Annotated in this window: 22 protein-coding genes; 18 read left to right on the top strand and 4 right to left on the bottom strand. The window is 67.0% G+C overall.

Translation table 11 applies throughout. The annotated features are described in order from the left end of the window. Window positions 1–81 precede the first annotated feature (81 nt). The 3 genes from ACHQ4I_RS41285 to ACHQ4I_RS41295 are packed head-to-tail and all read right to left on the bottom strand — an operon-like array spanning window position 82 to window position 2,319. Window positions 82–1,098, bottom strand: a complete 1,017-nt coding sequence (locus tag ACHQ4I_RS41285; RefSeq protein WP_420777355.1) for an ImmA/IrrE family metallo-endopeptidase — start codon at window positions 1,096–1,098, stop codon at window positions 82–84. Beyond that, window positions 1,095–1,784: a hypothetical protein gene (locus tag ACHQ4I_RS41290; protein WP_420777356.1), complete on the bottom strand. Its 690-nt coding sequence runs from the start codon at window positions 1,782–1,784 to the stop codon at window positions 1,095–1,097. The genes ACHQ4I_RS41285 and ACHQ4I_RS41290 overlap by 4 nt, the downstream gene beginning before the upstream one ends. After that, window positions 1,777–2,319 carry an RNA polymerase sigma factor gene (locus tag ACHQ4I_RS41295; protein ID WP_420777357.1) on the bottom strand — a complete coding sequence of 181 codons (543 nt, stop codon included), beginning with the start codon at window positions 2,317–2,319 and terminating at the stop codon, window positions 1,777–1,779. Before ACHQ4I_RS41295 ends, ACHQ4I_RS41290 begins: the two co-directional genes overlap by 8 nt. A 279-nt stretch (window positions 2,320–2,598) precedes the next feature. Here ACHQ4I_RS41295 and ACHQ4I_RS41300 point away from each other — a divergent pair, with 279 nt between their 5' ends. The 6 genes from ACHQ4I_RS41300 (at window position 2,599) to ACHQ4I_RS41325 (ending at window position 6,111) form a co-directional block, all read left to right on the top strand. Continuing rightward, window positions 2,599–3,768 (top strand): hypothetical protein, encoded by a 1,170-nt coding sequence (locus ACHQ4I_RS41300; RefSeq protein ID WP_420777358.1) that lies wholly within the window; start codon window positions 2,599–2,601, stop codon window positions 3,766–3,768. Window positions 3,769–3,923: 155 nt separating this feature from the next. Then, window positions 3,924–4,277 (top strand): hypothetical protein, encoded by a 354-nt coding sequence (locus tag ACHQ4I_RS41305; protein ID WP_420777359.1) that lies wholly within the window; start codon window positions 3,924–3,926, stop codon window positions 4,275–4,277. 300 nt (window positions 4,278–4,577) lie between these two features. Continuing rightward, a complete protein-coding gene (locus tag ACHQ4I_RS41310) occupies window positions 4,578–4,940 on the top strand; it encodes a hypothetical protein (RefSeq protein WP_420777360.1) in 363 nt (120 codons plus the stop codon). 96 nt (window positions 4,941–5,036) lie between these two features. Next, window positions 5,037–5,597, top strand: coding sequence for a hypothetical protein (locus ACHQ4I_RS41315; RefSeq protein WP_420777361.1), 561 nt, complete (start codon window positions 5,037–5,039; stop codon window positions 5,595–5,597). A gap of 71 nt (window positions 5,598–5,668) precedes the next feature. After that, a complete protein-coding gene (locus ACHQ4I_RS41320; protein ID WP_420777362.1) occupies window positions 5,669–5,860 on the top strand; it encodes a hypothetical protein in 192 nt (63 codons plus the stop codon). Further along, complete coding sequence (locus ACHQ4I_RS41325) at window positions 5,857–6,111, top strand: hypothetical protein (protein WP_420777363.1); 255 nt, start codon at window positions 5,857–5,859, stop codon at window positions 6,109–6,111. Before ACHQ4I_RS41320 ends, ACHQ4I_RS41325 begins: the two co-directional genes overlap by 4 nt. A 259-nt stretch (window positions 6,112–6,370) precedes the next feature. On the opposite strand, the gene ACHQ4I_RS41330 is transcribed toward ACHQ4I_RS41325, so the two are convergent. After that, window positions 6,371–6,568, bottom strand: a complete 198-nt coding sequence (locus ACHQ4I_RS41330; RefSeq protein ID WP_420777364.1) for a hypothetical protein — start codon at window positions 6,566–6,568, stop codon at window positions 6,371–6,373. Between the two features lie 400 nt (window positions 6,569–6,968). On the opposite strand from ACHQ4I_RS41330, the gene ACHQ4I_RS41335 reads away from it, so the two are divergent. The 12 genes from ACHQ4I_RS41335 to ACHQ4I_RS41390 all read left to right on the top strand — a co-directional run bounded on the left by ACHQ4I_RS41335 (window position 6,969) and on the right by ACHQ4I_RS41390 (window position 18,867). Beyond that, window positions 6,969–7,184: a hypothetical protein gene (locus tag ACHQ4I_RS41335; RefSeq protein WP_420777365.1), complete on the top strand. Its 216-nt coding sequence runs from the start codon at window positions 6,969–6,971 to the stop codon at window positions 7,182–7,184. A 39-nt stretch (window positions 7,185–7,223) separates the two neighbouring features. Next, the gene (locus ACHQ4I_RS41340) at window positions 7,224–7,796 is read left to right on the top strand and encodes a hypothetical protein (protein ID WP_420777366.1); all 573 of its coding nucleotides are present in this window, start codon (window positions 7,224–7,226) and stop codon (window positions 7,794–7,796) included. Window positions 7,797–7,869: 73 nt separating this feature from the next. Next, the gene (locus tag ACHQ4I_RS41345) at window positions 7,870–9,108 is read left to right on the top strand and encodes a hypothetical protein (protein WP_420777367.1); all 1,239 of its coding nucleotides are present in this window, start codon (window positions 7,870–7,872) and stop codon (window positions 9,106–9,108) included. Window positions 9,109–9,222: 114 nt separating this feature from the next. Further along, on the top strand, window positions 9,223–9,438 hold the full coding sequence (locus ACHQ4I_RS41350; protein ID WP_420777368.1) for a hypothetical protein: 216 nt from the start codon (window positions 9,223–9,225) through the stop codon (window positions 9,436–9,438). 141 nt (window positions 9,439–9,579) lie between these two features. Then, window positions 9,580–11,349, top strand: coding sequence for a ParB/RepB/Spo0J family partition protein (locus ACHQ4I_RS41355; RefSeq protein WP_420777369.1), 1,770 nt, complete (start codon window positions 9,580–9,582; stop codon window positions 11,347–11,349). Window positions 11,350–11,463: 114 nt separating this feature from the next. Then, window positions 11,464–12,327, top strand: coding sequence for a bifunctional DNA primase/polymerase (locus tag ACHQ4I_RS41360; RefSeq protein ID WP_420777370.1), 864 nt, complete (start codon window positions 11,464–11,466; stop codon window positions 12,325–12,327). A 29-nt stretch (window positions 12,328–12,356) separates the two neighbouring features. Continuing rightward, entirely contained in the window at window positions 12,357–12,665 is a 309-nt protein-coding gene (locus ACHQ4I_RS41365) for a hypothetical protein (protein ID WP_420777371.1), read from the top strand. Window positions 12,666–13,095: 430 nt separating this feature from the next. Next, window positions 13,096–14,286, top strand: a complete 1,191-nt coding sequence (locus ACHQ4I_RS41370) for a DUF4192 domain-containing protein (protein WP_420777372.1) — start codon at window positions 13,096–13,098, stop codon at window positions 14,284–14,286. A gap of 436 nt (window positions 14,287–14,722) precedes the next feature. Beyond that, on the top strand, window positions 14,723–15,625 hold the full coding sequence (dprA, locus tag ACHQ4I_RS41375) for a DNA-processing protein DprA (protein ID WP_420777373.1): 903 nt from the start codon (window positions 14,723–14,725) through the stop codon (window positions 15,623–15,625). A 61-nt stretch (window positions 15,626–15,686) separates the two neighbouring features. Then, window positions 15,687–16,235, top strand: coding sequence for a single-stranded DNA-binding protein (locus ACHQ4I_RS41380; RefSeq protein ID WP_420777374.1), 549 nt, complete (start codon window positions 15,687–15,689; stop codon window positions 16,233–16,235). A 104-nt stretch (window positions 16,236–16,339) separates the two neighbouring features. After that, window positions 16,340–16,927 carry a hypothetical protein gene (locus tag ACHQ4I_RS41385; protein ID WP_420777375.1) on the top strand — a complete coding sequence of 196 codons (588 nt, stop codon included), beginning with the start codon at window positions 16,340–16,342 and terminating at the stop codon, window positions 16,925–16,927. Window positions 16,928–17,292: 365 nt separating this feature from the next. After that, on the top strand, window positions 17,293–18,867 hold the full coding sequence (locus ACHQ4I_RS41390) for a hypothetical protein (protein WP_420777376.1): 1,575 nt from the start codon (window positions 17,293–17,295) through the stop codon (window positions 18,865–18,867). The last annotated feature ends 93 nt before the right edge of the window (window positions 18,868–18,960 follow it).

Consider the following 18,960-nt stretch of genomic DNA (forward strand, 5'->3'; position numbering starts at 1 on the left):
GGGCTTGACCGGTGTCTGTTGCGCTGTCATCACGTAGTCGACACAGCTCGATCAAGAGTTAGCCCGACCGTTACCGGAACGCTAGGATCGGCACTCCTCACACAACCCTGCGACCAACAGGTGGGCCTGGAACCGGAGAAAGCAGCCGTTGCAGGCCTGTTCACGGGCAGCGCGACGCTGACAGCGACACCGTCCGCACTCAGGGCAGAACTGCTCGTTGCACTCGGGGCACGGATATCCACGAACCGTACTTGTGCTCCCGCAACAATGGATGGTCGAAGTGGGGCGCTGATCGAAATCTCGGGCGCCATCGAGGTGCAGACTTTCGCTATTCCATAGGTCGATGTCGCTGAAGACCGCAATGATCCGGCGGTGATCACTCACGGCGTCAACGTAGTACTCGGCGCGGCGATCCCACTGATCCTTCCAGAACATCTTGCCGGTCACCGAGGCACCGGAGTTCAGGGCGGCCAGTTGATGACCAGCGGGCAACAGCTGTCCCTTCCAAGGAACCACCGTGGGCCAGCCCTCTTCCGGATCCGGCCGGACACTGGCGAACAGCACCTTGCCCTCGGTGCGATCGATGAGCGCCACAGCGCCGACGTGCGGCAACCGAGTCGCGATCGCGATCGCGCAGACCGGCCGGCTGGCTTGCGTACGATCGAACAACTCGATGATGTGCGCGGCTCGAACAGGCGGGCGCGCCACCACCGATGCGATAGATGCGGGCGGGAGCAGCAGACGCTGAGCCACCCGGTCACACACAGTCTCCACCAGCTGCTCGGCGTGGTCCTGCTCGATGATCCACTCCATGACCTCGTCGGACTGGGGAATGAGCCAATGCCCAAGCTCATGTCCCAGGGTGAAGTTTTCTCGCCGGTTATAGGGCGTGGACACATAAACGATCACCCCGTCCTCGACGAACGAGGTGCCGTCGCACGCGCCGCCTTGGCGGCGTGTATCCGGCGGGTACTCGATGGGGGCGACTTTAAGTTTGAGGTCCTCACGCAGAGCCAGCAGCGGTTCCTCGGCGAACCGCTGCTGGACCTCCGGCGTCAGTAGATCGAGAAGGCGGGCGACGCACTGATCGAGGTTCAACGACTTCGACCCTTCTCGTATGCCTCTATGAACGCGGCCAATGAGTGCAGCATTTGAGCCGCATCCGGCTTTTCTCCTCGGTGAACCGTTGTCAGCATTCGAGCTTTCAGTGTCGACCTGGCCAGCGCCTGTGACGTTCGTTGGCTCTCGGCCCATCGGGCGACGAGTTCCTGGAAGTCCGTCGACGCCATGACAGCTGCCACCTCGTCGTTCTCCGGAGCAGTGCTCCGGTCGGTGACCAGGTTGTCAGGCTGTGTCGCTGTTTCTTCGGCAATCGCGCGGATCAGCGCGGGCGAGACCTCCGGTCCGCCTCGAGTCTCCCAACGGAAAACATCCCCGAGCGAAATGTCCCACCCCCGAGCAGCCAAGCGTTCGGCCAGATCTCGAGCTGAATAGCCAGCGCTCTTTCTCACCCGCGCCAAAGCAGTGGAGTCGAGGCTGTAGGTAGGGTCGGGCACCAAGCCCAGCATCGCTGCGACACGGTCCTCCTCCAGCGGAGGAGTAGCCTCCTCCGCTGGGATGTAATCGGTGGCACGCACAGCGTCTGCCACAAAATCGACTGCTGCGATCAATGCTTCGACCTCGGCAGCGTCCTCTTCATTCAGTGCAGGCCGCTCCCCGGTCGTATCGCCGGTGCGTGCGTCCAGCAAATATTCGAGAGCCTTGTCCCGCTCGTTCTTACCCATCTGCCACCTGCTCTCGGTTCATGGCTTCCTTCAGCAACTCTGCCGCTTTGTTCGCGATCTGGGTCACTCGCCCGGGAGTCACTCCCAGCCCCGCCGCAACCTCTCCACGAGGCCGCTTCTGGACCAGGTACTCGTCGAAGACCCTTCTCTGTTGGGCATTCAGTACAGACAGAGCGTCCCCGGCTCGCGCTGCAGCCCGGTCACGGTCGACGGTGTCAGCGACGTCATCAGCCAAGTCGTCGCCTCGTTCTGCGTCATCGTGAAGCTGCACATCGAACTCCGGGCCGGCATGCCGGAACGCGGCTGAACGGAGCCGATCCGTGGCTTTGTTCCTGACAATCCTGATCAGGAACGCCTCCCAGCTGCGGATCTCCTCGGTCGGCGGAGCCTTCAGCAGCGATTCGAACGCATCGTGCACCACATCTTCAGCCTGGTCAGCGATGCCGCCTTCGCCGAGTACTTGGGCGGCCTTTCGCCGCATCGCTCCGCCGTACTTGAGGTAGAGCGCCGCCAAATCGGGCCTGGTGTCGTGCACGCCGATTACCCGCGCATCTCATGTGTCGCAGGACTCGTCATCAATCCTCCATCCGGATAAGCAGAAGCTGGCGCCCCCCGACCCCGTGTGACATGTAGTCGAGACAGGCGACTCCCGCGTTAGCTGAGCCCGAGCGAGGAGCACGAACTCATCCGGCGGGCGAACTCACGACGACGCCCCACCCCGACAATGTCCGAGTCCCGAGGACGAGCTACGGGTTGATGCCGTCTGTCCCACGCCCTCGTGCAACAGTCCGAAGCGAGCGGGAGAAGAATGGGGGTGGAAAGCACTTGTGGGGTGGTGCGCACGCTGCTGGAGCCGGACTTCCGCCCGCGCCAACTCCTACCGGATCTGTCGAATTTGATCGTTATGGTCGCCCAGACCGGCGATGAATGGTCCAGCACTTGCGATCTCGTCGCTACCCACGTCTTCCCACTCTTGCGTGAACATGGCGTCCGAGTCGTCGAGGTGGCACGAGCGGGCCCTTCGGCTGCCGATGGCATCGTGGTGCTGCAAGACACTCGCACGCCGGCGCGTTTGCACCCTGATGCCGACGAGCACGGCTACTACGCACTCAGCACCGAGCACCGCGCCAACGGTGTCCTGCCCACGCTGGGCGGGCAGAGAACCTGTTCAGCCAAGTCAAAGGGAGTCCCTTTGGATGGCTGGCGCGCACAGCATTTGGCGCATGAACCGTATATCCATGCGGTCGGTTTCAACGTCGATGAGACCGGGCGCATCGACCGGGATTCCTCGGTGACGATGAAAGGTCGACGCAGCCCGATATACCCGTTGCACGCGGCGGGCTGGTCACGTGCCCGTTGCCAGGGGTACTTGTTCGGTTTGTTCGGTGTGTGGTGGCCGAAATCGTGCTGCCGTCAGTGCTGTTTCGTTTCTCAACCCAGCTGGCCCGAACAGCTCGAACGTTTCCGAACCGCGCCCGCCGAGGCGTTCAAGCATGTTGTCGACGAGTTTGTCACACTGGCGCTCAACCGCAACTCCGGGTTGTTCGGGCCAGGCAAGTCGTTGACCGATCGCTTGCGCCGCGATGGTGCCGGGGAGGTACTCGCTCTGGCCGAGGCCGAGCTCGACCGTTGCCGGTGGGCGGTCTACCAGGTACGCCGCTGCTACAGCCGCCCGGCGGACGCGTGGCGATCGGTCGAGGCCGTCCACCGCGGTAGCCGCACCGAGGCATCGACATTTCTCGATCGACTAGCTACTCGATTGCAGATCATTCCACAGCTCGACGCGCAGCACACGCGGGTGTGGCTCACCGCTCCGTCGACCACGTATCCGCGGTTGGAGGAATTCTTCGTCGCGGCACCGGATTCCGTGGTCGACAAACAGCGGCCCGGCTTCGCGACCCGCTGGTACGGACATGCCGATGGTCGGCTTATCGCCTTGGAACAGGCCGCTCAAACCATCGTCTCTGTAGTTGAAGCGGCCTGAGCCGCCGTCGATACGTTCCCTTGCCGCCGCCACGGGCCCGACCCGGTGCTGGAGCACGCACGCCGATGCACGGCGGCTCGCCGAAGAGACGAACCGTTCGCTGGCATCACCGGCTGCACATATCCGCCGAACACTGTTCGCAGAAAGGATTCTTCATGCAACGCGCCGACCTGTTCGCCGAGAGGTACGGCACGGAACTGTCGTTGGTCTCGGGATTCTGTACACAGCCAGCGCAAGTCGAATCCACGGGAGGTGGTTGCTATACCATCTGCGGTCAGCTTTTCAACGGGCTGAGTGTCGCTGCATCCAACGGAGACATGGAAGGGCACGACGCCCCGACATGGACCCTCGGCCTTTACAGCGACGGTGAACAACTGGGCTACCTGTGGGCCGGCACTCTCGCCGAGCAACTCGATGTGGCCGCGTCGCTGACCGCCGCCCAACTCCAAGCGTTGACCACCCGCTCGCCCGCCGATGCCACCCTCCCCGAGCAGATCGTCGTTATCTGATCACCACGGCGGATATCCGCACCACCACATTCGACCGAGCGACGACAACCGCACACATGAATGCAGTAATGCGCATGAGACAACTCGATTGCGTTGTGGGACAAGCTATCCCACGATCCACGTCCGCAATCGAGGTCGAAACCTCGTACCAATACCCGAATTTCGCCATCGCAAAGCCCCGGGAAAGCGGAAACCCAACCATGACTAAGTCCGTCCGGACTCCCGAACCCCCGCCGCTGCAGTAGCCTTGCGGCGCCGGTCACCGGCCGCCGTAGGACGCGCCTGCCTGTCGAACGAGCGTTGCGGGCGGTCGTCGCCAACGTCGCCCACCTGACCTACCGCCAGCAGATGACCCGAGCGCTCACCGACTACCACCGCAGCAGCGCGACCGACGCCGACACCCTGCACGTCCTGACCGGCTTCGTCGGTGCGGTCCTGGACGTCGAAGCACGCCGCCAGCCAATACCCACCATCACACCGTATGCGGGTGCCGAGGCGGTTTCTCCCGAGATCAGACGAGCGATCGGAATCGTCGTCGCCGAAATCTGGGACCGCGAGAAAGACGACTACCGCCAGCAGGACGACGACTGCCGCGCCGATCACCGGTTCTGTTACCTCACCATCCTGCACACCTGGCTCGGGCCATTGAGCCCGATCCACTGACACAGCACCGCGATCCCAGCCCTCGGGTATGGCGCGCATCGCCCGGATACCACGACCGATTGAGGAGCCATCATGGGAAGGAAAAGGACTGCACCGGTGTCGTCGCCGGCCGACATCGTGTTCAAGCAGTTCACCGAGGATTTGATGCCGCTGTTCACGCCGATCGAGTGGGCTGAGGACGAGATCGCGAGAGCCCAAGCCCGCCACCGTCGCAAGCGCAACGCGCTCTATCACTCGTTCATGCTGCTCACACCCACGCACGCCCGGATGCGGCAGGAATTCGTCTACCGATCACACTGCCGCGAACTGCTCGAACGCGTCGCGCAGGGGCGCTGCACCAAACAGGGCACCGCGGCCGAAGTCGCGGTGGCCTTGCTGGAGGCCAGCCTCACCGCACCGTTGAACACCTCCGCATTCGGGTTGTACGCGCGAGTGTGGGCACTGGCCGGGTTCCCCCACATCGACGTCCTGAGCGACAACGCCGCGCATTACGAGGCGATCGGATCCGCTCAGATCGATGATCTGGAGGTTTGGGCACGCAAGAAACTTGCGGTACCAACCCGGGTTCTCACCGGCGTCGAATGCCAGGGCCGCCACCACGGAGAGCCAGTGATCTGCGAGTTCGTGAAGCCCTCGAACACCATCCGGGTCGCCTAGCAACTACCGGCATTGCTACTTCCCGTCTCGCCTATCCCATTCGTTCATCGATCAGAAGGGGGTATCTCCTCATGCCCAAATCCGCTCACCGACGCGACAGCGCTCGGGAGGAGCCCACCACGTTCACTCACGCCCCCGGCGCGATCTACACCGCCGAATTCCTCACCCAGCAACCCAGTTTCGTCCAGCCGGTCGGCCGCTGCTGGCGGGCGGGGCCGGTCTGCGGCGACGTTGCCGCGGAGCTGGATGGGCACGCGTCGTGAGCCGAGTACCCGACTTCGCGCAGTGGTCCACAGCGCTCGAGAGCCAGGACGCGCACCTGTTGTGCTTCGAAGCCATCGGTTACGTCCGCGGCTACTGCGACGCCCTGGGCATCAGTTCGGGCGATGCGATCGACTTCGGGCACGCCTTCGCCGTGCTGGTGGCCTCGCGCCGATCGCGGCCCTGCATCCAGGACGCTTGGCAGAACTGGCGCAGCGGCTTCGACATCGGCGACCTCCACATCCAGCGCTAGCCCATCGACCCCAACACACGACCCGTCTGCCGAGGTCGCGACCGCACCGGGCACTACCGGGGCGTCGCCCTGCGGGTGGCCGACCTACACAACCCCGACCGATCACGCGCATGCCAGTGAACGGCGCACCCTCGCGATCCACATCACCGCGCGCTGTCGGCGTCGCGACGCCATTGTCTCTGTGCCGTTCACGCAGTTCGCCGAGTCCCCCAGGGGCTCGGCGATTTTCGTATCCGGAGGTCACTCTATGGGCAGACTCTCACGCGCCCAGGCCGCCGCGCACCGTGAGGTGGCCGAGTTGGTCGGTCTTCGCCGGGACCTGAGCGGGGACGAGAAACTGTTCGTCCTCACCGCTTTCCAGGAGTCCACCAGCGCGACCCAGGGCCCGGACGGGGCGTTCTTCACCCCCGCCCGGGTTGGCGCACAACATGGCGATCGAGGTCCTCAGCACCCGCATCATCGACCTCGGCGTCGGGATCGGGTCACTGGCCTTCGAGTGTCGCAACGGGCAAGCCAACGGCGACCCGGCACGCGTGCTGGTGTGTGTCGAACGCAACCCGGAGTTCGCGCGGATCGGCATGAAGATCGTCCCGAAAGCGACCAGTTGGTGTGCGGTGACATGCTCGAGGTGCACCGAAACCGGTGGCGTCCCTTCGATACCGCGATCGCCAACCCGCCCTTCGGCGCACACGCCGCAGCGCCGACGCACCGGGATATCGGGGGTCGCGCTTCGAATACCGCGCGATAACCCTCGCCGCTCACATCGCCCGCCGTGGTGTGTTCCTGATCCCGCAGACCTCCGCGCCGTTCTGCTACAGCGGCCGAGCTGGCATGGAACACGACCGTGCCGATGCCGAGTGCCGCAGTTCCAGTCCGGCACCGGGATCACGCTGGAACCCTCCTGCGGGATCGACACCAGCTACTACGCGCAGGACTGGCATCACCCGCCGATCGCGACCGAGGTCGTCACCACCGACTTCGCCGACACCGCGATCGCGCGCCGCCGCCGGTCGCCGGCATCGGTCACCCAGATCGGGCAGCCCTTCACCCACCCTGTCCGGGCAGCCAGCTGACCACACACCCCCGTTATTGAGAGGACACCCGGATTCGTCATGCCCGCTCCAGCTTTCGCCGTCAGCGCCTACACCAACTCCACCGACTACGGATCCGCCTACACCCTGTTCGCCACCGACGACGCACCCGTCCGTGGGCAGGTGTTCGCCGACATGGCCGAACACCACCCGGTCGTCGACGGGATCACCGAGACCCGGCCGATGGTGGTGCTGCGGTTCTTCGGTCTCGTCGTCGAGGATGAGCGCCTCGGCAATCCGCGTGTCACCGTCCGGTTCGAACCGGGCACGACCGAGCGCGGGGCGGCAGCGCTGGTGTGTCTGGGCGAATCCGGATATCTGAGCATGCATCTGGGGTATCCGCTGGCCACCGCTGAGGCGGATATCCGTGAGCTGGTGAGCGACACCGTCATCGAGATCACCGGCGAGTTCCTCACCGATGACCGCGCTGCGCGGTATCGGCACTGGGCGGCTGAGCAGCGCCGCCAGGACACCGCCCGCGCCCTGGAGGCCATTCAAACCCTCGAGCAACTGGCCTTTCGCCGCCACGCTACGGCTCGCGCGGAGGTCGATGCGTCGTGGGCGTTGGTGCAGGCACTGCGCCAACAGCACTGAACCCCCTAGCGGCCACCGCCTGCGCTCCCTGCCCTGAGATCCGTAACTGTCTGTCTGAGAGGAGTGTTGACTCATGTCGATAGCTACCTGTGTGCGTCACGCCGAACTGGGGGATCTGGTCGGGCTGCTGAATGCCCAGCAGGCCGCGAAACTCGATGTCGTCGCCCCCGCGTCGGCACTGCGCGCCAGTGATGGTCTGCTGCAATTGTCCGGGGTCGAACCGGTCCTGGATGAGCGGGGTTTCACCCTCGTCGACGGCCTGTATCGGCCGACCGCCGCCGCCGACTCGCACCTCGGGGCGAAGCTGAAGATCCCCGTCGGGTATCTGAAGTGGCTGCGCGAGGAATCGCGGACTGATCTCTACGACGCCAACGTCAACGGACTGCTCCACGGCTGCGACGACCCGCGCCTGCCCGGCAGTGGTGATGACCGGTCGTTCCTGCTGCGGCTGTTCACCTCCGGTGTCCCCGACGAGCCCGGGATCCTGCGAGCTGTGCTCTCGGATCGCTACGGAATCATCGACAACCTCGACGTCCTCACCGCCGTGCTGGAGGGCATCCGGTCCGCGGATGCCGATGTGTCGGTGCGCTCATGTGATCTGACCGAATCCTCCATGCACTGCAAGGTGTACTCACCGAAAGTCTCCGCGCTGGCACCGGGATTCCTCGCGAACTATCGGACACCGTTCGCCAACCCCGAACTCGAGGCCGAACGCCGCCGCGCCGCAGGGCAGTTGGAGCGGTGGCGCCCGATCGCTGCCCGCGAAGGCCAAGGCTACGCACCCGGTGCGGAGCCGATCGTGTTCGCCGGGTTCCGGTTCTCCAACTCCGAGATCGGCCATCACGCGGTCACGCTGAAGCCCGAGCTGGTGGTAAAAATTTGCCGCAATGGATTGACGTTGCCGTTGTTCGCCTACACCAAACGCCATGTCGGGGACCGCCTCGAGGTCGGTGGTGTCGGCGGCTGGTCGCCAGACACCTACCGCAAGCGGCTGGCGGTGATCACCGCTGAAACTCGCGACAAGGTCGCCGAGTGGCTGTCTCCGGAGTTCGTGGCCGCCCGTGTCACCGAGTTGGAGCGGCATGCCGCTACTCCGGTCGCCCACCCTGAACGCACCATCGAAGTCGTGTCCAAGAAGTTGGGGTTCACCGAGGACGAACGCAGCGGGATCCTCAGCCATTTCATCGCCGGCGGTCAGCTCACCGCTGCTGGCATCGCCAACGCCGTCACCAGCTACTCCCAAACCGTGCCCGACGCCGATCGCGCCGACACCCTCGACGACCTTGCGCTGCAGGCGATGTCCCTCGTCTGAACCACTAGCGCAACAGGCCCAGCACGCCCCGGTCGGCTGGATCTAGTCGCTGTTCTCCCCCACCCGTACCTGTGGGCCCTCACCAGCCCAGACCCTTGAGGAGGTTGTTTCCGCATGCCCGAAACCCTGACCCTGACCCGCGCGGAGTTCGACAGCGCCGAACATTTCGGTGCCGCCGGAACCGTCACCGCTCTCGGTGAGAACACCGTCACCCGCTGGCGCGAGCAGCACCCGGACTGGAAAGCCAAGCATTGGGGCTACAGCGATCCCGACCAGCACGGCGCGCGGTTCCTGCGCCCGATCAACGTCGCAGCCCGCGCCAAGAACTAACCCTCGCAACCGAATCCACCGCGCCGCGGGCCCTCGTTCGGCCCGCCACCGGTTCACACCTGTCATATCCGCTCTCAGGTAGGCACCGACCAGTCCAAAGCTGGCCGGTGCCTACCTGTTTCACGATAGGAGCCATATTCGATGTCGCACGACACCGACACACCCACCCCCGACACCGACACGATCACCGACACCGTCATGGGCACCGAGGGCTCGGAGGATACGGTCGCCGCGCCGAGGGCCCAGGCCATGTATCTGGATCCGGCGTTGCTCGAAGTCGCGGAGAATGTGCGTAAGAACTTTCGGCTCGAAGACCATCCCGATTACACCGACTCGATCCGTGAGCACGGTGTCGAGATCCCGATCAAGGCGATCCGGATGCCCGACGGACGGCTCGTTGTGCGTGACGGGCAGGTCCGCACCTTGACCGCGCTGGCGTTCGAGCAGACCGAGGTGCCGGTGTGGATCACCGACTTCGACCCTGCCGTGGATGCCACCGAAGCCGAGATCGACCGGATCCTCGAGCAGATCACCGTCAACGACCGCCGCATCCCGCTCACTGACGGCGACCGCGCCGCTGGTATCGCGCTGGCCTTGGACCTCGGTGCCACCGTCACCCGGGTCGGCAAGGCCCTGCAAACCAAACGCGACGACGTCAAACGCGCGGGCAAGATCGGCGCCTCTACCACCGCACGCGGGTTGGTCGATGAGGGCCAGTACGACCTCGAGCAGGCCGCGGTCATCGCCGAATACGACAATCTCGGTGACACTGACGCCGTCGAACGGCTCATGCGCGCCAATCGCAACTGGTTCTCCTACGAGGCCAACCGCATCGCCGCCGACCGCACTGAAGCGCGCGCCTACCTGGCTGCGGCGTTGCCCTACGCCGAGGCCGGGGTCGGGATCCTCACCGACTACCCCGACGACGGGCAATTCAGCGACGACGGGCCGCTGGTGTTGGCGGGCGAGTTGGTCGACGCCGCCGGCGCGGCCGTCGACATCGCCCATATCAATGCCCACCCCGGTTTCTGGCTGGTGTGGTTGGAAGTGTCCGAGGACATGGTGTGGGTCGAGGTCGACACCGGCGCTCTCGTCGACCCCGACACCGTGGACTGGGACACCCGCGATCACCCCGATACCGAACCCGCCGAAGGGCTGCGCCACGCCCGCGAGTTCGAACAGCGCGAACAGATCCTCGCCGAATACTTCCTGCCCCGCGACCTGCTGGAAGCGGCCGGTCTGCGTGAGCGCGAGGAAGACACCGATACCGGTGACGAGGGCACCGACACCAGTGACCTCGGCCAGGACGAACAAGACGGCCACGGCGAGGGCGACGAGCTCGCCGCCGCGCGTCGCGCCGCCACGGAGGCCGCCGCGCAGGCCGAGGCGGAGGCGCGGGAGCAGGAGCGGTTGGCCAGGCGGCGGGTCCGCGAGCTCAACAAGCAGGGGGCGGCGGCCAAGACCACCCGCACCGAGTTCGTGACGCGGCTGCTGACACGCAAGACCCCACCGGGGCAGGCTCCGGTGTTCCTGGCCCAGGCGCTGGTCTCCGACAGCGGGCTGCTCAGCGAATACCACGCCTTCAGCGCGGCCCTGGAACTGTTGGGCATCAAGGGTTTCCGCGGTCGTGACGAGGTGCTCGCCGACCTCGACACGGCGAAACCGGCCCGCGCCCAGGTGATCGTGCTCGCGCTCGTCCTCGGCGCCTACGAAAGCCGCGCCGACAAGGACCTGTGGCGCTACGCCGACCGCGGCGTGCGCCGCTACCTGAAGTTCCTCGGCCAGCTCGGTCACCCGCTCGTGCCCGTCGAACTCGCCGCCCTCGGCGAGGTCAACTCCGACGACATCGACATCGACACCCCGGCAACCGTCACCGAACTCGACGAGCAGGAGCAGGCCGAGGCCGCCTGACCGACCTGTCCAACCATCCCGGCATGCCGGTGCGCGGATCGTTTCATCACGGCCCGCGCACCGGCAACCCGGGGCTGCCCTTCCTTCTTCGAACATGTAGGAGGTGTCCATCTCGTGACCGCTGTCCTGGATCTGCGGGCGGTGGCGTTTGCTGCCGCTGCCCGTGGTTGGCCGGTGTTTCCGCTACGCCCAGGAGCGAAGAAGCCGCCGGTGTTCAAACGCTGGCCCGAACTCGCCAGCACCGACCGCGCGCGTATCGCTCAATGGTGGTCGTGGAACGCGCATTTCAACCCGGCGATCGCGACCGGCCCAGCTGGTCTGCACGTGATCGATCTCGATCCACGCCACATGACCCCACCCGCGCTAGACCTGACCGAGGCCCTGGCCCGCCTCGCCGCTCGTTTGCCCCGGCCCGCGCCACCGACACTGACCGTCGCGACCCCGCACGGCTGGCACCTGTACTACCGCGCACCTGAGCAACCGCGTCTCACCTGCACGGTCGCCCGCATCGGCGACGGCATCGATTCCCGCGGGCACGGCGGCTACATCGTCGCCCCCGGATCCCGCACGCCCCACGGCGATTACACCGTGACCGAGAATCGGCCGGTCGCCGATCTTCCCGCGATGCTGATCGCTGTCCTTGCCCCGCCCCCGCCGGTTTCGGCACCGGCCGGTGGCTGGAGCAGGTCGGTGGCGGGGGCGCCGGATTCGTATCTGGCGGCGATCCTCGCTGGGGAGGCCGAGCGGGTCGCCCGCGCGCGGGTGCACCTGCGTAACCACACCCTGTTCCGGTCGGCGTTGGTGCTCGGGCGGCTCGTGGCCGCCGACGAAGTCAGCGAACACGACGCCCGCGCCGTCCTCACCGACGCCGCCGCGGCCCATATCGGTGTCGAGGGTTTCACCGCCGCCGAGGCCCACCGCACCGTCAGCAACGGATTCCGCTACAGCCGCGCACGGCCCCGACGGCTGCGCCACTGAATCCCCGCCATCGGATCAGGAGCCCCACCGTGCCCGAGTACTACATCCGTTGGGAGATCGACGTCGACGCCGATGATCCCGTCTCGGCCGCCTTCGCGGCGTTCGACATCTATCGCGCGCCCGACACTACAACCACCGTCTTCGACGTCACCGAACCCGATAGCCACACCTACCGCGTCGACCTCGACAACGACCCGATCACAGCACACCGCATTGGGAAACCCGCACGCCCACATCCGCTCGTGCGGCGTCTTACCCGGATACTGCCCGCGCGAGTACGGCGATGGGCTGTCGCCTGGTGCACCGAGGTGTCCACCGTCTTCCAGCAGCCTGTGTGAGCGTCCGAATCCCGCCACACCTCGAACTCGTCCGCGTCCAGATAGGCGCGGGCGGCGGGCGCGCACGCCGACTTCCATGCCGTCGTCGATCGTGATCGCCTCACCGTTGGCGCGGCATGGTTCGACGCCCTCGGCCACGACTGGGCTTCCCGCCTCCACCGAATATCGCCGGAGCGGGCCACCTTCCACATCACAGCGGCGTCCACATCGCCCGAATGGGACAGGGCCGCCCGCTGATCCTCACCACCAGTCGAGCGCCACACCGCCGGGCGCGTGGCACCCCTGATCCGCCCCGCCGGCAGGCCACCGCGGCCCCTGCCCCGGCATCGACACAACCAGTCGCATTCCTCGCGCCGAGGGCCCGGACCGGCACGGCCAACCCCTGGCGAACCGCACCCCATCACCGACATCCCGAAGGAGACGAAATCCCATGCCCGACAACACCGACGACGCCGCGTGGCCCGCCAGCACCGAGACACCCTCAGCCTCCGGCCAGACCTCCGAGGACCACACGGCGGCGGATGGGTTGCATGTCGATGATCCTGGGGAATTGATTGTCGCGGTTCCCGCGATGGTCGGGTTCGTACCGCAGCGGTCCCTGGTGGTCGCTGTGCTGCGGGATGCACCGAATCCGGGGCACAGTCCGATCATCGACGCGGTGCTGCGCTTCGATCTGCAACCCGACGGCAGGAGTCGCCGTCCTCTGGCCGCGGCGTACGCACACGCTGTGGCGCAGATCTGTGCCACGGAGAGGGCGTCGCAGGTGCTCGCGGTGATCGTCGACGATCGGGTGCGCGAATCGCGCCGCACGCGCGGACAGGGCGCGGTGAGCACCGGGCCGTGGGCCGCGCTCATCGCCGCGTTCGCGCGGCGGCTCGCGCAGGAAGGGGTGTTCCTCGAGGGCGCGTGGGCCGTGCGCGCGATCGAGGCTGGGCAACGGTGGTGGAGCCTGCTGGAGGCGAATCACCGTGGGGCGCTGCCGGACCCGGCCACATCGATGGTGACGGTGGCCCATGTGCTCCACGGGCGCCCGATCCGCCGCACCCGCTCGGAGCTGACCGATCTGGTCGCCCCCGACCACGACCTAGTCGAGGAGGTGGCCGCCCTTCTCGACAGCGCCCACGCTGTCGCGCACGAACGCTACGCGGCGGCGGTGCGGCGCGGTGATCCCGACGAATATCACCGGCGCGCACTCGAACTCGTGTTGTGGCAGATCGCCGACACTGAATCCAGTGGGGCGCTCACTGCCATGGCATGCGCGGAACTGGCTGCGGCGCTGCGCGATCGGACCGTGCGCGACGCGCTGTTCGCCCTAGCCGTGGGTGAGCACGCCGCCGCCGCCGAAAACCTGTGGGCCGCACTGACGCGAGCCCTCTCAGGCAGCGACCGTGCCGACGCCGCAACACTTCTCGCCTACAGCGCCTACATCGGCGGCGACGGCCCACTCGCGGGTGTCGCCCTTCAGGCCGCCCTGGAGGCCGACCCAGCGCATTCCATGGCGATCCTGCTGGAGACAGCGCTACACACCGGAATGCGCCCCGATACCCTTCGCCGATTGGCCTATTGCGGCCTGGGGATCGCCGCCGACCTCGGCATCGACCTCGGTCCGGCCAGCCGATGAGCTGTCAGACCCCTTCACAACGTCGCGCACTGCGGTGATCGGTAGCGCCGCCGAACTTGTGGCGTGGATCCGAGCGAACCTACCTCCTGTCGATGAGGACCGGTTCGGACCCTGGCACACCGGATCCCCGGCACCCGGCGCGCTCACAGCGCGCATCGAGGTTCGCATTTCAGACGCCCGGAGCCGGTGACCGCGTCACCAGCATCGCCCTCACCGCGCCGCCGGTCGGCGAGGACCTTCCCGCCGATCACCGGCCTTCCAACACGGTGACCGCTCATACAGATTCGAGGTGATCATGAACAATTCGACCTCACCCATCGCTGCGGCGAGCACCATCCGGTTCGAATTCGTCGCGATCTGATTCGAGCACAACCAGATTCGGTCCGAATCATCCCCATCACCTCGCCGTTCACTACCAGCCCCTGGGAGGTCGGTCATGAATACCGCTGCCACAGCGTCGGACTCGCGTCTGCTCGTGTGGGCGATTCTCGCTCGTGCCGTCCTGCGCCCCGTTCCCGAGGCGCACGCGGTATTTCGTTATCTGCGCACGATCCGGGAGACCGCCGACCGTATCGCCGGGCAATGCCTGCACCCGGGTTCGCGGGCGACGGTGGGGGAACTGGCCGCGCGAGATCTGGACCGCGCGAGCGAGATCGGCGCACGCCTGCTCACCCGCGACGACCTCGACTGGGCTGCACTGGGATTCGATGATCTCGACGCCGCCGACGTCGCTCCCGTCGCGGTCTGGGTGCGCGGCAATGGCCCGATCCACACTGACGCCGCGCCACGGGTCGGTGTGGTCGGCGCGCGGGCCTCGACCGAGCGGGGCGAGCGGATCACCCGCGAGATCACCGTGGCGTTGGCCGATCACGGCTGCCATATCGTCAGCGGCGGAGCCTACGGCGTGGATGCCACCGCCCACCGCGCGGCGCTCGCACGCTCGGCGGCAACAACGATCGTCGCCGCGACCGGCCTGGACCGGGTCTATCCCCACACCCATCAGAAACTGTTCGAAGCCGTCGCCGAATCAGGGACGGTCATTTCCGAATACCCACCGGGGACCGGCACCAGCCGCGACCGATTCCCCCGACGCAACCGGTTGATCGCCGCTTTGTCGCAACTGCTGGTGATTCCCGAGGCCGGGCAGCGCTCGGGCACTCTCAACGCCGCCGGGTGGGGCCACCAATTACGGCGGCCGATCCTCGCGGTGCCCGGACCCGCCACTGCGGCGGCCTCGGCGGGCTGTCACCGACTCATCAGCGACAACCATGCCCGCGTGGTCACCACTGTCACCGAAGTAATCGCCGCCGTCGACGCCGCGACCCGCACACGTCCCTGACCACCGCACCACGCCGTGGTCGCACACCACATCCCCCCGTGAATAGTGAAGGAGCACAACCATGGCCGGAGACACCGTCATCACCGTGATAGGCAACTTGACCGCCGCCCCAGAACTTCGTTTCACCCCGAATGGTGTAGCGGTCGCCGATTTCACCGTCGCCTCCACTCCCCGCTACCGCGACCCCAACACCGGCGAGTGGAAAGACGGGGAGGCGTTGTTCCTGCGCTGCAACCTCTGGCGCGAGGCCGCGGAGAACGCCGCGGAGAGCCTGACCAGGGGCTCGCGCGTGATTGTGACCGGCCGCCTGAAGCAGCGGCGCTGGCAGACCCTCGACGGCCAGAACCGCACGACCACCGAACTCGAAGTCGACGAGCTCGGCCCGTCGCTGCGCTATGCCACGGCGAAGGTCAACCGCGTCAAACGGGGCACAGGCGGCGACAACGGTTTCGGGCGCTCGGGCGCTCGCGCGAATTCCGATGACCGGTCCGGCGAGCTGGTTGGCGCGGCAGCAGCCAGCAGCCGCACCGGTGGGACCGACGACCCGTGGGCGGTGAACGGCGCGGGCTCCTTCGGCGGCGGTACCGGCAACGACGACCCCCAGTTCTGATCTACCTGCTCGCCATGCGGTGCCCGGCGGTTGACACCGGGCACCGTATCGCCCGCCGACGCGAATCCCGCTCTATCCCTTCCACTTTCGTATCAGGAGCCGATGTGACGACTACCTCTCCTTGCCGCACCGCGATCGCGGTGACTCCGTTGCTGTCCGATATCGCTGCCCTCTTCGAGCTGATCGACACCGAACCGTATCGGGCGCGCCTCGCGTTCCGCCAAGCGCTCGACGGCGTCACTGCCGAAGACTGGGCGTTTCTCGGACTGATCCACCGTGCCTTCGCCCACAGCCCGGAAACGGCGCTGGCACGGGTGGTTTCGATCGCACGCGCCCGTCTCGGCGCACCCGAGGTCGGACCCGGTGAGATCACCGACGGCGATACCGGCGTGTACGCGACCGCTGACGCCGTCGAGGTACCGGTGGAAGTCGAACTCGGTCGGTGGGCGCGGACACCGGTCCGTGATCTCGCCGACGACCTTCGCCTCCACGCGATCCCGACCGCGGCGACCGAGGCGGCACGGACCACGCCCGAGGCGATCGCGCGCCGCCGCGCCCGCCACACGCCCCGGCCTGCCGGGGCCGTGATGCTGCGCCACCGTGCCCGCGACGAACGCAGCACCGCACGTCGCCGCCGCAGCGAAGCCGACGCCGAGGCCTACTTCGCGGATCGTCCGCTATTGGTGGCCTGACCCCGACCTCGCGAAGGAAGACGACAAGAGGGTCAGGTGGGGTGGCCGGGGTGTTCGTCTGGTCGAGCGCCCCGCCTGACTGAAGGGCTACCAGGGTGGCGCGCGCCGCGCCTGCGGGCCCGCGCCCGTGCGTGCACGAATTTCCTCCGGCGCGACGCCCAGCGGTCTGGCTGCGGGTTCGGTTGTGTGCGCAGGAAATTCGCGCCCACCCGTTTCGGCGCGTTCCCTCCGCCGCGTCGTTCACCACCCTGGTCGATCGCCCTTCAGGCGGGTCACCCGACCAGCCGCCCACCCCTCGTGTCGCGAAAAGCGCACGCGATCTCCCGGGTGGGTTTCCTCTTTCCTCGCGAGACAGGACATTCGCCATGCCCAGTGCTTTCCTCGATGCTCTGTTCCACCTGGACCGCCTCTTCCACCTCGACAGCCCGCGCCTGGCGCGCGAGATGTTCCCCGATGTACTCGCGCTCGCCACACCGGACGAGCGTGCGTTCCTCGACGAGCTCACCGACACCTTCACCCGCTACCCGTTCCAGACCGCGCACAAACGGCTCGACGCGATGTGGAAGGCCGCCGACGCCGAGCGGCGGGAGCTGATCAACCGCTGCGCCCCCGACACCGACCCCGGCCTGCACACCCGGGAACTGCCGGAGATCTTCGAGGTCTCCTACACCGCCGCCGAACTCCCGCCGATGCCGGTGCGTGACCGCTACCGGCCGCTGATCACCCACCGCGTCCCGGCGCGAGCCACCGACGCCGCCCGCAACGCCGTCGACAAGGTCGCCGCCCGCACCCAAGCCCGCCCGATCCCGACGCCGAGCATTCCCGGGGATCACCGTGCCCACTTACTGCCGTATGCGATCACGACCGAGGCGATGATCACCAGATACGTGACCGGCAGCATGTTCACCGACGGCACCACCATCCCCGACCCCGACGCCGCGCCCGAACCAGCGCAGCGCCCGATCGAGGTTGCGGTGCCCGATCCCGACTCCGAGGCCGAACGCGAGAAGCGCCAGCGTCGTCGGTATGCCCGCGACCACGACGAAGCCACCGAGCTGTGGGACCGCGTCTACATCAACTATGTTGCGAGCCAATACGACACCGAGCACCGCGCAGCCTGGAACGCCCAACGCGACGGCGAGCACACCGACCAGACGTCGGACGAACGCACCAGCGACTACTTCGACAACCACGACGACACCGCGGCACGCGATCGACGCTCACGCCGACGCGGCCACGGTGGTGCGCCGCGGCACGGCGGCCGGATCACCGAGGACGAGGCGAAGGCGTTCGCCGATGCCCGCACCGGGTTGCAGGTGCGTGACGACGCACGACCGGAGATCCCCCGCCAGGGCAACGGCCTCGACTACGACGACGCCGCGATGGTCCCGGTCATGGGATGGCGGTGCGTGTCCTGCTTCATCGAACGCCCCATGACCGACCAGCGCCCCATCCACACCCGCAACCGACAGTTGGTCTCCGATGACGGGCTCTGCGATCACTGCCGCGCCGACGCACGGCCCGGGATCGCGCCGCTGCCTGAGACCTTCACCACCGAGGACTTCGTGGTCTCTCGTTGTGAATTCCTCACCGCCACCTACCCTGCGGCCGCGCACGCTCTGATCGTCGAGGTGTGGCACCGGGCGGCACCGCACCCGATCTGCCGCCACATCACGCGCTTCCTCGCCACTCATCCCGAGCTGACCCCGAACCCGGCCAAGCCGCTCCAGCGCGCCACCGAGGTTGCCGCCACACAGGCAGCACCGCGCCGTCGCGCCGTCGCACGGAAGGGGCGGGAGAGGTTGGGAGCCGATCAGCGCCACGGCCGCTGCGACGGCTGCACCCGCTACTCCGTCATCCACACCGACAACTACTGCCTCACCTGCCGCATCGACCTCGGCCTCACCCCCGCCCGGCCCCGTCAGTCGCAGGCGGCCTGACCCGGCCTCCCGCTGCACCCCTTGATCGCCGGTCCGCCGTGGCTGCCTCGCGCCCACGGCGGACCGGTCCACCACCCCAACATCTCAGGAGCC

The sequence above is a fragment of the Nocardia nepalensis genome, from assembly GCF_048910785.1.
Taxonomy (GTDB): Bacteria; Actinomycetota; Actinomycetes; order Mycobacteriales; family Mycobacteriaceae; genus Nocardia; species Nocardia nepalensis.